Below are 13,391 nucleotides of genomic sequence, written 5' to 3'. Positions count from 1 at the left end.
GATCATGGCCCAGGCCCGCCCTGATTCGTCCAAGTCCGCCCAAAAGCGCATGTGATCACCTCCCGGCCGTCGTGTGCGTCGCGCGCGGTTCCTCGGTGGGCAGCCAAGCCCCGTGCAGGCCCAGCGGGACCCGCACCGGGATGCGGACCCGCGCCACCGGGCCCGACTCCGGATCGTCCGCCGGGAGTACGAGGAACCAGCTGGTCCCGTCCGTACGGTCGGTGGCGAGCGTGAGCCAGTGCCCCTCGCCGTCGGCTCCGCCGGGCGTCGGGGCGAACACCGGCTCCCCGACGGACAGGTCCCCGGCGGTCCACAGCCGGCTGCCGCCGCCCTGGACGTCGTACCAGCGGATGGCATCGTGTTCGCCGGGGAGCAGGTCTCGGGTGCCCGAGCCCGACGCCGCGGCCAGCCGGCGGTGGCGGCGCCCGATCAGGCGGTCGTCGATCCGCGGCAGCTCGATGGCGGCATCGTCGAGCGGGGCTCGGCGCATGCTGCCCGCCTCCGGGTCGATCACGGCGCGCACCAGGCCACCGGGGTTGGGTCCGCCGGTCGCGGGCCCCAGTGCCAGGTGGTCCCACTGGACGTAGTCGAGGACGACGTCGCCGCCCGGCTCGCCCGTTTCCTCGCCCATGTCGTACGCGTTCACCGTGTGCCACATCCAGTACGCGTCGTCGGCGGCCTCCCGTACCGGGCCGCCGTCACGCGGAACCAGCAGGATCCGGGTTCCACGCTCGGGCCGCCACGTCACGAACGAGCCGGTGCCGGCCATCGCGCCCTCGATGTCGAAGAACGCGGGGGCCAGGACCAGAACGACGAACCGTGCCGTCAGCGCCATGTCGTGGATCATCATCGGCTCGTCCACGGCGCCGAGCGGTGTCGGCCCGCGCCGCACTTCGCCGGTCGGCCCGATCACCGACCAGGTCAGGAACGGCGGTTCGACGCCGTAGCAGAAGACGACCATCTCTCCGGTGAACGGGTCGATCTTCGGGTGCGCGGTGATCCCGGCGGGCAGTGCACCGTCGAACGTCTCCCGTCCCAGGGTGGCCAGCTCCGGGGACATCCGGAACGGGCAGCCCGACTCCGCCAGGGCCAGCAGGCGGCCCGCGTGCCGCACCACGTTGATGTCCGGCAGGTCCTTGAAGGTGCCGGCCAGGTCCGCGGGTACGTCCGGCTCCCGTGGCGCGACCATCGATTCCAGCCCTCCCCAGAGCGCCCGGCCGGCCCGTTCCTCGGCCAAGACGGCGGGCGTGCGCACGAACCGGTTGCGGTAGCTGACCGCGCCCTCGGAGATGCGGACGCCGTGCACCATGCCGTCGCCGTCGAGGGGGTACAGGTACGAGCCGATCGGGGTGAAGCGGGGGTTCGGGCCGTTGCGCACGTAGGTGCCGTCCAAGCCGTCGGGCAGCCGGCCCTCCACCCGCAGCCCGACCTCGTCGACCTCCTGCGTCACCGGCGCGAACGATCCGCTGAGGTGGGCGACCCGGGTGGGGTCGAAGGTCGGGGTCGTGTGCGTGCTCATGCCGGCCTCCCGGGCGTGCCGGGGACGACGGACAGCTCCCGTGCACCACGTTTCAGTCAAGCCCGCCGACGCCTGCGCGGCAACCAGGGCCGGATTTGTATCGGCTGCGTATCAGGCAGCGCTTGGTTGTCCATCGAAGCGGGACACCAGGTCAGCGGCACGGTCGCCGCTCTCGATGCCTGCCGTATCGTTCCTTTTCGCCCCCGCCCGTCCGCCCCCACCCGCAGGAGTCGTCCCCCGTGTCCTCGTCCGCCCCCGCGCCGGCCTCCCCGCCCCCCGTGCGCGTGCTGCTGGTGGAGGACGACGAGCTGATGCGCCGGTCCTTCGCCGTCGCGCTGGAGCGCTACGGCTACCGGGTGGCGACCGCCGCCGACGGCCTCGCGGGGCTGGAGCTCTTCCGCGACGAGGGCTTCGACCTGCTGATCCTGGACGTGATGCTGCCGGGCCTGGACGGGATCGGCCTGTGCCGCAGGGTCCGGGAGACCAGCCTGGTACCGGTCCTGATGATGTCCGCCCGCGGCGACGGCCTCGATGTCGTCGCGGGTCTGGAAGCCGGGGCCGACGACTACGTGGTCAAGCCCGTGGACACCTACGTACTCGTGGCACGCATCCGCTCCCTGCTGCGGCGGGCGACGTACGCGCCGGCCGCCCCTGCGACCGGGCCCGCGGGGCCGTCGCCGTCCGGGGAGGACGTGCTGGTCTTCGGCGACCTGACCGTCGACACCGGCGGCTTGGAGGTGTCCGTCTGCGGCAGTCCGGTGGCGCTGACGCCGACCGAGCTGAAGCTGCTGCTGGAGTTCGCGGCCCACCCGGGCGTCGTACTGGAGCGGCACACCCTGCTGCGCAACGTCTGGGAGTACGGCTGGGACGGCGACAGCCGCGTCGTGGACCTGTGCGTACAGCGGCTGCGCCGAAAACTGGGCCGGGACCGGATCGAGACGGTCCGCGGCTTCGGCTACAAGCTCAGGCGCTGAAGCGGTGCGTCCGTTCCACCGAGCGCGGTCGGCCCGCGTCTCGCTGCGCTGGAAGATCGCCGCGCTGGCCGCGGCCACCGCGTGCCTGGTCGCGGCGGTCGTCGGCGTACTGGTCCACGTGTGGACCGCGCACGACATCCGTGACCGGGCGCAGATGCGCGCGTTCAACGCGGTCTACTCGGCCATGGACACCTACCGGCGCACCGGAACGCTGCCGGACGGCGCCGAGCTCGATCCCGACGGGCTACCGGCCGTACTGCACCACCCGGCCGACGGCGACCGGCACACCGCCTACGACGGGCACGTCGACAACAACGTGGGCCCGAGCTTCTGGGCCGCCCAGCGCGTCGGCCGACCGGGCAGCCCGGTGCTGGCCGTCCGGGCCAACATGAGCTCGGAGCTCTACGAGCTGCGCCGACTGGACATGAGCATGACCGTGGCTTCGCTCGTGGCACTCGCGGCGGCCGTCCCCCTCGCGGCGTACGGGGCCGGCCTGCTCGGCCGCCGGCTGCGGCGGGTCTCCGAGACCGCGGGCCGGATCTCCACCGGGGACCTCGACGCCCGGACCGGTCCGGTGAAGGGCCGCGACGAGGTCTCCGACATCGCCGCCACCGTGGACCTCATGGCGGACAGCCTCGGCCGACGGCTGCGTACCGAGCGCCGGTTCACCGCGGACGTGGCCCACGAGCTGCGCACCCCCGTCGGCGGACTGCTGGCCGCCGCCGACCTGCTGCCGCCCGGCGAGACGGAGGACATGGTCCGGGCCCGCGTACGCGACCTGCGTGCACTGGTCGAGGACCTGCTGGAGATCTCCCGGCTGGACGCGGGCGCCGAGCACGCGGTCCGCGCCCGTGTGCCGCTCGGCGCCGTCGTCCGCGAGGCCGTGACGCGCACCGGGTACGACGCACGGGTCACCGACGCGGAGCACGCCGAGGGCGCCGCGACGGGGGCGCCCGCGGAGACCGTGGAGACCGACCCGCGCCGCCTCGAACGGATCGTCGCGAACCTCGTCGTCAACGCCCACCGGCACGGGGGCACCCCGGTCGAGGTCACCGTCCGGGGCCGTACGGTCGTCGTACGCGACCACGGCCCCGGCTTCCCCCGGGACCTGCTGCGCGACGGTCCGCGCCGCTTCCACACGGGCGCGGCGGAACGCGGCTCGGGCCACGGTCTGGGCCTGACCATCGCCCTGGGCCAGGCCCGGGTCCTCGGCGCCGAGCTGCACCTGGACAACGCCCCCGACGGCGGCGCCGTGGCCACCTTGCGCCTGCCCGTCTGACCGCGCGGCCCCGCCCGGGGCCGGGCTGGGCCGGGCGGTGGATGGCGGCCCTACAGAACCGATACGGAGCGAAGCGGACGCCGATACACGGCGGCCCCGGCACCGATACACATCCCGGACACCCTTCGAAGTGCCCCCGAGGACAACCCTCGGCACGTGAAGAGGAGCCCCCCGTGACCGCCGCCCCCGCCCCCTTTGACGCCCTCGCACCGCACCCGATGACCGGGTTCGCGGCGGCCACCAGCGACCTGTCGAAGGTCTACGGCAGCGGCGACACCCGTGTCGTCGCCCTGGACCGTGTCAGCATCGCCTTCCGGGAGGGCGAGTTCACCGCGATCATGGGCCCCTCCGGCTGCGGCAAGTCCACGCTGATGCACTGCGCCGCCGGGCTCGACCCGGTCAGTTCCGGCTCCGTCCGCATCGGCACCACCGAACTGAGCACCCTGGGCGACCGGCAGCTGACCGAACTGCGCCGCGACCGGGTCGGTTTCATCTTCCAGGCGTTCAACCTGCTGCCGACGCTGACCGCGCTGGAGAACATCACGCTGCCGCTGTCCATCGCCGGCCGCCGCCCCGACCGGCAGTGGCTGGACCACGTGGTCTCGATGGTCGGCCTCTCGGATCGGCTCGGCCACCGGCCCGGACAGCTGTCCGGCGGGCAGCAGCAGCGCGTGGCGGTGGCCCGCGCCCTGGTGTCCCGCCCGGCGATCGTCTTCGGCGACGAGCCCACCGGCAACCTCGACTCCCGTGCCGGAGCCGAGGTACTCGGTTTCCTGCGCGACTCCGTTCGCGAGCTCGGCCAGACCGTCGTCATGGTCACGCACGACCCGGTCGCCGCGGGCTACGCCGACCGCGTGGTCTTCCTCTCCGACGGCCGGCTGGTCGACGAGATGGCCCGGCCCACCCCGGACCGGGTGCTGGACCGCATGAAGGCCTTCGACGTCCGGTCCCGCACCAGCTGATCCCGTACCCACCCCGGCACCCGCGCCGCACGTCCGCATCCCCACGTCCCCGAAAGCCACCATGCTGAAAACAGCCCTGCGCAACGTCCTTGCGAACAAGGCCCGTCTGGTCATGACCGTCCTCGCGGTCTGCCTGGGTGTCGCGTTCGTCTGCGGCACCCTCGTCTTCGCGGAGTCCTCCGCAGCCGCGTACCGCGCCGCCGCATCGAGGAACTTCGCGGACATCGCGGTCACCGTGACCCCGAAGGCGTCCCCGCCCGGGACCTCGGACGAGAGGACCGGAGCCCTCGACGACACGCTCGTCCTGAAGCTGGCCGATGTGCCCGGTGTCGCCGCCGCCCGGCCCGCGGCCGACGGAGCAGCCACCCTGAACGGCGCCGACGGCCGGCCGCTGCGGGCCGGCAAGGCGTGGGCGAACCTGGCCGCCGCCTACGTCCCGGGCAAGGACGGCAAGGACGGCCGCCATCCGCTGGTCAAGGGCCGTGCCCCGCAGAACGGTGAGGAACTCGCCGTGGACAGCGGCACCGCCGCCGCCGGCCGGTTCCGCATCGGCGACGCCGTCACGCTGGCCACCGACGGCCCGGTCATGAAGAAGCGGCTCGTGGGCATCGTCTCCACCGAGGACACGCGCGTGACCGCCGGCGGCACCCTCGCCCTGTTCGACAAGGCGACGGCCCAGCAACTGTTCGCGTCCCCCGGCCAGTACACGTCCATCGACGTGTCCGCCACGCCCGGCACCGACCAGTTCGCGCTCGCCGAGCGGGTCAGCGCCGTGCTCCCCGCCGACCGGGCCGAGGCCGTCACGGGCAGCGCCCAGGCCACCCAGCAGGCCACGTACACCGACACGCTGACGCGCGGCTACCAGAAGATGCCGATGGTCTTCGCCGGGGTCTCGCTGTTCATCGGCTCGTTCCTCATCGTCAACACCTTCACGATGCTCGTCGCCCGGCGGACCCGGGAGATCGGGCTGCTGCGGGCGATCGGCTCCTCGCGCCGCCAGGTGGTCCGCTCCCTCCTGTGGGAGGCCGTTCTGATCGGCCTCGCCGCGTCGGCGGCGGGCTTCCTCCTCGGCCTCGGCATCGCATCCGTACTGCCCGACCTGCTGAGCACCCCGCAGGACACGCTGCCCCACGGGCCCCTGGTGATCGGCCCGCTGCCCGTCGTGGCGGCGCTCGGCGTGGGCGTGGGCGTCACCGTGCTCGCCGCGTGGTTGCCGTCCCGCAAGGCGGCCAAGGTCGCGCCCATCGAGGCGCTGCGCGCCGCCGACCAGCCCCCCACCGCCACCGCGTCCCGGGTCCGCGGTGTGGCGGGTCTGATCCTGCTGGTCCTCGGCGGCGGGCTGCTGGTGTCGCTCACGGGGGCGAAGGACGCCTCGGAGGGGAACCTGCGCAACGCGATGTTCGGCTGCGCGCTGCTCGTCGTCGCCATGATCGTGTCGGCGCCCCTGCTCGCCGTCCCCGTGATCCGGCTGAGCGGACGGCTGACCGGCCGCTTCGGGATCACCGGCCGCCTCGCGACCGAGAACGCGCTGCGCGACCCGCGGCGCACCGCGGCCACCGCCGCCGCCCTGATGGTCAGTACGGCCCTGGTCGCCGGGCTCGCCGTCATCGGGAACTCCACCGGTCAGGCACTCGACCGCCAGGCCGCGTCCGGCCTCGGCGCGGACTACGTGATCAGCAGCCGCACCACCATGACCGCCATCGAGCCGGCCGCCGAGAAGCGGGTGGCCGACACCCCCGGGGTGCGGACGGCGGCCGCGGTCGCGGACTCCACCGTCTTCACCGGCGGCAGTGTCCGCGGCATCGCCGGCGTCGATCCGGCCGCCGTCGACGAGGTCATGAAGCTCGACTTCACCAGCGGCTCCCTGACGGACCTCGGACCGGGCCGGATCGCCGTGTCCGCCACCGTCGCCCGGGAACAGGGTCTGCGTGCGGGTGGCGAGGTCAAGGCCCGCATCGGCCGCAACCAGGAATTCAAGGCTTACGCGGTCGTCGGCGTGTACGAGGACAACCCCACGGCCGGTGACGTGCTGGGGGCCCGTGCCGAGGTGCAGCGCGACAGCAACCTGCCCGGCTCCGTCCAGCGGATCCTCGTCCGCACCGACGGCGGCGCGGTCTCCCGGGCCACCGGGGACCGGCTGCGCGCGGCCACCGGCAACAGCCCGCTGGTGCGGGTGAAGGACCGGCAGGAAATCGTCGACGAGGCCGCCGGCCCCCTGGGCGACCTGCTGACGCTGATGTACGGGCTGCTCGCCATAGGCGCCGTGATCTCCCTGCTGGGCATCGTCAACACCCTGGCCATGTCCGTCTCGGAACGCACCCGCGAGATCGGCGTCCTGCGCGCCGTCGGCATGGACCGGGCCGGCGTCCGGCGGATGATCCGCCTGGAGTCGGTGTCCGTCGCCGCCTTCGGCACGGTCCTCGGCCTGGCGGGCGGGCTGTTCGGAGCCTGGGGCGTCGGCGCGCTGGCCAACGGGGCCATGAAGGAGTACTCCCTGGCGCTGCCCTGGGGGACGCTGGTCCTCGTGTGCCTGGTGTCCCTCGTGGTCGGCGCCCTCGCCGCGGCCGTCCCGGCCCGTCGCGCGGCCGCCCTGAGCCCGCTGGAGGCCGTCGCGCAGACGTGACGTGCGTGCTGCCGGGGGTCGGTCCCGTACGGGACCGGCCCCCGGCGCGGCGTCACCAGAGGACGGGCATCCGCTCCGGGATCCGCTTCATGAAGCCGGTGCGCCACACGAGTTGCTCGATCGGCACGGCGAGGTCGAGGCCGGGCAGTCGCTCCAGGAGCACCTCGATGGCGATCTGTGCGTGGCGCTTGCCGAGGGCGGTGGCGGGGCAGTAGTGACCGCCGCCGCCGAACGACAGGTGTGCGTTCGGGTTCGGCCGGTCGAGGCGCACGGCGTGCGGGTCCTCGAATTCGGCGGGGTCGTGGTTGGCGGCCTCGACGAGGACGAGGACCAGCTCCCCCTTCTGCACGGTGACGTCACCGAGCTGCATCGTCTCGGTGGCGATGCGGGGCAGGCCGTCGGCGATCGACAGGTTGATGCGCAGCAACTCGTCCACGGCGGCGGGGATGAGCGCCGGCTCGGCGATCAACCGGGCCTTGAGGTCGGGGTGCTGGATCAGGGAGACGAGTGCCATGGTGAGGAAGCCCATGACGCTGATGACTCCGGCGCCGAACATCGTGACGCCGACGGTGGCGAGCATCTCGTCGGTGAGGTGCGCGTAGTCGGGGTCGCTGCGCAGGGCGGCGAGTTCGGCCATGAGGCCCGTCGTCTCGGGGTCGTTGAGGCGGTCGATCATGTGCCCCATGTCGCGGTCCCAGTTGATGCCCGCCGCGGGGATGGTGCGGGGGCTGTTCATGAACGCGACGTGCAGCGACCGGTACAGGTCGGGCCCGTCGCTCTGGGGGATGCCGAGGATGTGGCAGTGCAGCCCCGTGGAGTAGGGGACGGTGAAGTCGCGGCGCAGGTCGGCCGGCACGCCCGACGTGACGAACTGGTCGACGAGGGCGTGCGCGTGGCCGGTCAGCCACGCCTCCAGCCCGGGGGCCTTCGGGTTGAGGGCCTTCATCACGGCCTTGCGCAGTCCGGCACCCGTGATGTTCCCCATGTTGTTGACCACCTCCGGGGGGATGGTCAGCGCGTACTGGCGGGGTGCGCCGGGGGCGGAGGTGTCCTTGAGGGAGAAGCGCGCGTCGTCGAGCACCTGCCTGCACAGCGGATACGAGGACACCAGCCAGGCTTCGGCGCCGGCGATGGTGCGGACCTTCTTGACCGGCTCGTTGGTGAGCAGGTGTGCGATCTCGTCGGGCAGTCGCGTGCCGTTGGCGTCGAACGGGAACCGGGTGAGCTCGTCGGCCGCGGCCGGCGTGGTGGGGTCGATGGTGGTGGTCATGCGGAGCGGTCCTGTTCTTCGGCTTCTTCGGCGGGGGTGATGACGGCGTGACCCTGATTGCGGGAGGCGCGCAGGCCCCAGCCCCGTGCGTACAGCAGCTCGGCCAACGGCAGTGCCTGGTGGTAGCAGTTGAGCGAGGAGGAGACCCCGAGGATCTCCGGTGTGTCGAGGAACAGGGGCACCTCGGCGCACACGTACTTGATGCACACCTCGCGCTGCAGCTCGGTCGGCGGCTGTCCGTTCAGCTTGTCGGCGAGGAACCGGGCGGCGAGCTGGTCGCACACCTCACGGAACTCGGGGTCGTCGGTCATGAGGGTGTCGAGCCGGGAGCGGATGCGCTGGTAGGCGGGGAGCTCCAGGAGTGCCGACATGGGGCGGCCGCGCAGCCTCTCGCCCTCGGGGTCGAGGGCGGCAACGGCGGCGGTCACCTTGGCGCGTACGCCGCGGAGGTTCTTCACCGCCTTGCGCTGCGCTTCGACCTCGGGGTAGCCGAGGGCCACGAACATCTCGGCCACGTGCATGTCCGTCCAGATGAGGTCGACCTGCCGGAAGTGGTCGAGTCCCCAGCGGGCAAGTTCGAGCACGCGGTCGTGCGTGAAGTAGGAATTCCCCGACGAGATGCCGATGACGGCGTGGTCACCCTCGTCATGGATGACCTGGCAGTGAGGCGTGTAGGGACGGACGGCGAAGATGCCTTGAATGGCAGTCGTCAACGTGAGTAATTCCCCTGCGCCGCAAGTCCCAGCAGGGCCGAGTGCCCTGGGTGTGGCGGCGCGAGCACGACGCTAACCGAGAACACGTCAGATGATCTAGAGCTACCGGCCGGTCACTCTGTGAATTTGAGACCTACGGAATGTACTGTTCCGGTTAAGTATGCGACAGATGCCGCATACCGCGCGACACTTCGGCCAGAACCCACCCCAATGCGTGGAGGACAACATGATCCGTGCACGGAGGCACACTCTGCCCGCGGCCGCCGCGCTCGCGGCCCTCGCACTGGGGGCCACGGCCTGCTCGGGCGACACCACGCCTTCGGACGTCGCGTCGAAGGCGGCCTCCGCCGTGGCCTCGGTGGGAGCGGACCTGAACGCCGCGGCGGCCGAGGCGAAGAAGAAGCTCGACAGCGTGAAGGACGGGGCCGACGCGAAGGACGCCGTCCGGCTCGGAACGCCGTCCAAGAACGCCGACGGGCACGCCACCGTGCCGGTCACGGTGTCCAACACGGCCACGGACAAGAAGTCGTTCGCGGTCCAGGTCAACTTCCGCGACACCGCGGGGAACCTTCTCGACACGGTCGTCGTGACCGTCTCGGACGTCGCCCCCGGCTCCACCGGGCAGGGAACCGCCCGCAGCACCCGCGGCCTGACGGGGGACGTCAAGGCCGACACGGGCACCGCGCTGCGCTACTGAGCCGCGCCGGGGAGCTGCGTCGCGCGTCCCGTGGCGTGCTTCGCGGCGCGATCCCCGGGTAGGCGCCCGGTCTGAGCTACGTGACGCGCGGCAAGGAGTACTCCCGCGACGTGAACAACGGCGTCTACCGGGCCGGATTCGCCGGGTCCCAGGAGTCCTACGCCCACGCGTACGAGCGCCCGTTCGGCCGGCTCGACTGGCTGTCCAGGCGGCTTGAGGGTTCCCGCTACCTCGTCGGTGCCGCGATCACGGAGGCCGACGTACGGCTCTTCACCACGCTCGTGCGCTTCGACGCCGTCTACCACGGCCACTTCAAGTACAACCAGCAGAAGCTGTCCGAGATGCCGGTGCTCTGGGCGTACGCCCGCGACCTCTTCCAAACGCCCGGATTCGGGGACACGGTCGACTTCGACCACATCGAGCGGCACTACTTCCTGGTGCACGACGACATCAACCCGACCGGGATCGTGCCGGCCGGTCCGGACCTGTCAAGCTGGCTCGCACCGCACGGGCGGGCGGCGCTGGGCGGGCGGCCGTTCGGCGACGGCACGCCGCCCGGACCCGTCCCGGCCGCGGAAGCCGTGCCGGCCCGCCACGCCCCGCCACGCCACGCCCCGCCCGCCGCCGCATGAGCAGGGCCCGCGCGGGCAGCCTCAGGACATGACCGTGCGTGTCGGCACCTCCGGGTGGCAGTACCGGGACTGGTCAGGGGTCCTCTACCCGCCCGACCTGCCCCAGCGGTCGTGGCTGGAAGCGTACGCGGAACGCTTCGCCACGGTGGAGAGCAACAACGCGTTCTACCGGCTGCCCTCGCCGGAGGTCTTCGCGCGCTGGCGCGAGCGCACCCCCGCGGGCTTCGTCATCGCGGTGAAGGCCAGCCGGTTCCTGACGCACGTCAAACGACTGCACGACCCGGAGGAACCGGTCCACCGGCTGATGACGCACGCGGCCGCCCTGGGCGAGCGGCTGGGGCCCGTCCTGCTCCAGCTGCCACCGACCCTGCAGGCGGATCCGGACGCACTGGACGCGTGTCTGGCCTGTTTTCCCACCGGAAGCCGCGTCGCCGTCGAACCGCGGCACGCCTCGTGGTGGACCGCCGACGTGCGCAGCGTCCTCGTGGGCCACGGCGCCGCGCTGTGCTGGGCGGACCGCGGCTCGCGCCCGGTGACCCCGCTGTGGCGGACCGCCGACTGGGGATACGTACGGTTCCACCAGGGGCGGGCCGCACCGGCACCCCGGTACGGGCGGACGGCGCTACGGTCCTGGGCGGACCGGATCCACGACGCCTGGCCCCCGGACGCCGACGTATTCGCGTACTTCAACAACGACTTCGGCGGGGCCGCCGTCGTCAACGCCCGCACGTTCGCCCGGCTCGTGCGCGCGGCGGGAAGTGATGACCCGTGACGTGACCGCCTGCCGGCGGAGCGGGCGGGGACTACGCCGTTCCGGGGGGCTCGCGGACCCGGAAGAGTGGTCGTCGTTGCGCCGACATGCACGGGGGCGGTGCCGACGTCAGGATGTGCCTGCTCCGCCCATCGACAGGAGGCCACCGTGCTGGAACGCAAGCGCCGCAAGGACCGTACCGAGATCACGTTCGTACTGCCGGCGGACGTCCCGCCCGGACCGGTGAGCGTCGTCGGCGACTTCAACGACTGGCAGCCCGGGGCCCACGAGCTGCGGGCCCGCAAGGACGGCAGCCGGGCGGTCACCGTGGCGCTCCCGCGGGAGAGCACGCACGCGTTCCGGTACCTGGCCGCGGGCGACTACTGGTTCGACGACGACAGCGCAGACGGCCACGACGGCCACAACAGCCGCCTCAGCACCTGACCGGCGGCGCCGCCGCCCAGTGACACCGGTTTCGGGCCGGTGTCAGACCGGCCGCAGGACGAAACCGCTGCGCGGCCGCGTGGGCACCCGGCGCAGCGGGATCGTCAGGTCCTGCTCGGGGACGGCGTGGTCCAGGCGGCCGAGCCCGGTCGCGAGCGCAGCGAGCACGCCGACGACGATGTCCTCGCCCGGGCAGCGGTGTCCGGTACGGGCGTCTCCCCCGCCCTGTGGGATCAGCACGCCGGGGGCCGGCTCCCGTCCCAGGAAACGGGTGGGGTCGAACCGGTAGGGCTGTGGGAACAGGTCGGGATCGTGGTGGTGGCCGTACACGTCGAGCAGGACGAGCGTGCCCTCCGGGATCCGCTCGCCCCGGTGTTCGAGGTCGTGGGCGGCGAGTCCCCCGACGAACGGGACGAACGGGTAGAAGCGCCGGACCTCGTGGGCGAAGGCCCGGGCGTACGAGCCGTCGTCCGTGCGCAGCCGGGCGTGCACGGCGGGGTCCCGCCGGAGCGCGTGCCCGGCGAAGGCGGCGAACCAGGCGATCGCGACCGTGGGCCGGATGATGTTGAGCAGTTCCACCGCGGCGGTGTGCGGGTCGAGCAGCATGCCGTCGGCGTCGTGGTGGCGTGCCACCGTCTCCAGTGCGGAGCGGGCGGGGCCGGGATCCGCGCCGACCGGGACGGCGAAGGCGCCGAGGTGCGAGACTCCCGCCCGTACGTCGGTCACGGTGCGCGCCAGGCCGTGTTCCTGCCGGGCCCGGGCCCGGCGGGCCTTCCAGTGCCGGGGACCCGCCGTGGCGAAGCCGTCGACCATCGCCACGCAGTCCTCGGCGATCTCGCGGGCCGCGTCCCGGGGGACGGCCAGGCCGGCCCAGTCGCAGACCGCCTCGGCCAGCACGGTCGCCGCCTCGTCGAAGAGCACGATCTCGCGGCCCCGGGCTTGCGCCAGGGTCTCGCGCCAGTGCGTCTCCACGCGGTCCACCAGAGCGGCGACGCCGTAGGGGGACATCAGCAGGGAGACGAACACGGCCTTGCGCGTCCGGTGCGCGTCCCCGTCGAGGGTGTGAACGGCGCCCCGGCCGAAGAGGGTGTCGAGCACCGGCCCCGGCAGTGCGTCGTGACGCAGCACGTGCCGCTCGTCGTAGAAGAAGTCGACGTCCGCCGGACCGTGCAGGACGACGGCGGGCCTCCCGAACAGCCGGGTCCGGACGGGGCCGCCGCCCCGGCGCCGCCGCAGGTCGGGCAGCCAGGCGTAGCCCTGGGCCCACAGGGCCACCGTGCTGTCGATCACCGGCGGTGGTCCTTGCGTCCCGCTGCGGCCGGTCCTGTCCGTCCGGTCGTTTCCCCGGCCGCCTCGTCCGGCCGGTCCAGACGGCTCGCCTCGTCGGTGTCCTCGCGCCGGACGGCCGGCCGGTCCTGGTCCGCCGCCCCGGTGCGGGGTGCGACGTGCGGGGCGCGGCGCCGCTCCTTGTCTCCGTGGCCGTGCAGAGGGGCGCCTCCTGCGCCGCCTTGGTCTTCCATGACGTGT

General features: G+C 72.8%; 12 protein-coding genes and 1 pseudogene. 8 read left to right on the top strand and 5 right to left on the bottom strand.

Features of this window, described 5'->3' with window-relative positions:
- Window positions 1-55: 55 nt before the first annotated feature.
- Window positions 56-1,519, bottom strand: coding sequence for a carotenoid oxygenase family protein (locus tag OHA65_RS35795; RefSeq protein ID WP_329315771.1), 1,464 nt, complete (start codon window positions 1,517-1,519; stop codon window positions 56-58).
- A gap of 239 nt (window positions 1,520-1,758) precedes the next feature.
- Here OHA65_RS35795 and cseB point away from each other — a divergent pair, with 239 nt between their 5' ends.
- The 4 genes from cseB to OHA65_RS35775 all read left to right on the top strand — a co-directional run bounded on the left by cseB (window position 1,759) and on the right by OHA65_RS35775 (window position 7,357).
- A complete protein-coding gene (gene cseB, locus OHA65_RS35790) occupies window positions 1,759-2,493 on the top strand; it encodes a two-component system response regulator CseB (RefSeq protein WP_329315769.1) in 735 nt (244 codons plus the stop codon).
- Window positions 2,494-2,497: 4 nt separating this feature from the next.
- Window positions 2,498-3,772: a sensor histidine kinase gene (locus tag OHA65_RS35785; protein ID WP_405763303.1), complete on the top strand. Its 1,275-nt coding sequence runs from the start codon at window positions 2,498-2,500 to the stop codon at window positions 3,770-3,772.
- Window positions 3,773-3,990: 218 nt separating this feature from the next.
- Window positions 3,991-4,734: an ABC transporter ATP-binding protein gene (locus OHA65_RS35780; protein ID WP_327285911.1), complete on the top strand. Its 744-nt coding sequence runs from the start codon at window positions 3,991-3,993 to the stop codon at window positions 4,732-4,734.
- A gap of 61 nt (window positions 4,735-4,795) precedes the next feature.
- Window positions 4,796-7,357: an FtsX-like permease family protein gene (locus tag OHA65_RS35775; RefSeq protein WP_328764718.1), complete on the top strand. Its 2,562-nt coding sequence runs from the start codon at window positions 4,796-4,798 to the stop codon at window positions 7,355-7,357.
- Between the two features lie 52 nt (window positions 7,358-7,409).
- On the opposite strand, the gene OHA65_RS35770 is transcribed toward OHA65_RS35775, so the two are convergent.
- The gene (locus tag OHA65_RS35770) at window positions 7,410-8,627 is read right to left on the bottom strand and encodes a cytochrome P450 (RefSeq protein WP_327280272.1); all 1,218 of its coding nucleotides are present in this window, start codon (window positions 8,625-8,627) and stop codon (window positions 7,410-7,412) included.
- Window positions 8,624-9,340, bottom strand: coding sequence for a tRNA-dependent cyclodipeptide synthase (locus OHA65_RS35765; protein ID WP_327280271.1), 717 nt, complete (start codon window positions 9,338-9,340; stop codon window positions 8,624-8,626). The genes OHA65_RS35770 and OHA65_RS35765 overlap by 4 nt, the downstream gene beginning before the upstream one ends.
- A gap of 226 nt (window positions 9,341-9,566) precedes the next feature.
- On the opposite strand from OHA65_RS35765, the gene OHA65_RS35760 reads away from it, so the two are divergent.
- From OHA65_RS35760 to OHA65_RS35745, 4 genes and pseudogenes are all read left to right on the top strand, one after another.
- Entirely contained in the window at window positions 9,567-10,037 is a 471-nt protein-coding gene (locus tag OHA65_RS35760) for a hypothetical protein (protein WP_327280270.1), read from the top strand.
- 104 nt (window positions 10,038-10,141) lie between these two features.
- Window positions 10,142-10,669 (top strand): annotated as a pseudogene (locus OHA65_RS35755) (glutathione S-transferase C-terminal domain-containing protein); the annotation flags it as partial.
- Window positions 10,670-10,697: 28 nt separating this feature from the next.
- Window positions 10,698-11,441, top strand: a complete 744-nt coding sequence (locus OHA65_RS35750) for a DUF72 domain-containing protein (RefSeq protein ID WP_405763301.1) — start codon at window positions 10,698-10,700, stop codon at window positions 11,439-11,441.
- Between the two features lie 147 nt (window positions 11,442-11,588).
- A complete protein-coding gene (locus OHA65_RS35745) occupies window positions 11,589-11,864 on the top strand; it encodes an isoamylase early set domain-containing protein (RefSeq protein WP_054224298.1) in 276 nt (91 codons plus the stop codon).
- Window positions 11,865-11,906: 42 nt separating this feature from the next.
- On the opposite strand, the gene OHA65_RS35740 is transcribed toward OHA65_RS35745, so the two are convergent.
- Together OHA65_RS35740 and OHA65_RS35735 are read right to left on the bottom strand one after the other, a co-directional pair.
- Window positions 11,907-13,154 carry a cytochrome P450 gene (locus OHA65_RS35740; RefSeq protein WP_327280268.1) on the bottom strand — a complete coding sequence of 416 codons (1,248 nt, stop codon included), beginning with the start codon at window positions 13,152-13,154 and terminating at the stop codon, window positions 11,907-11,909.
- Window positions 13,151-13,384: a hypothetical protein gene (locus tag OHA65_RS35735; protein ID WP_327280267.1), complete on the bottom strand. Its 234-nt coding sequence runs from the start codon at window positions 13,382-13,384 to the stop codon at window positions 13,151-13,153. The genes OHA65_RS35740 and OHA65_RS35735 overlap by 4 nt, the downstream gene beginning before the upstream one ends.
- Window positions 13,385-13,391: the final 7 nt, after the last annotated feature.

The organism is Streptomyces sp. NBC_00045 (genome assembly GCF_045041095.1).
Classification (GTDB): domain Bacteria; phylum Actinomycetota; class Actinomycetes; order Streptomycetales; family Streptomycetaceae; genus Streptomyces.
Note: the sequence above shows the minus strand (reverse complement) of the source record. Positions and strands in the feature narration are given on the sequence as shown.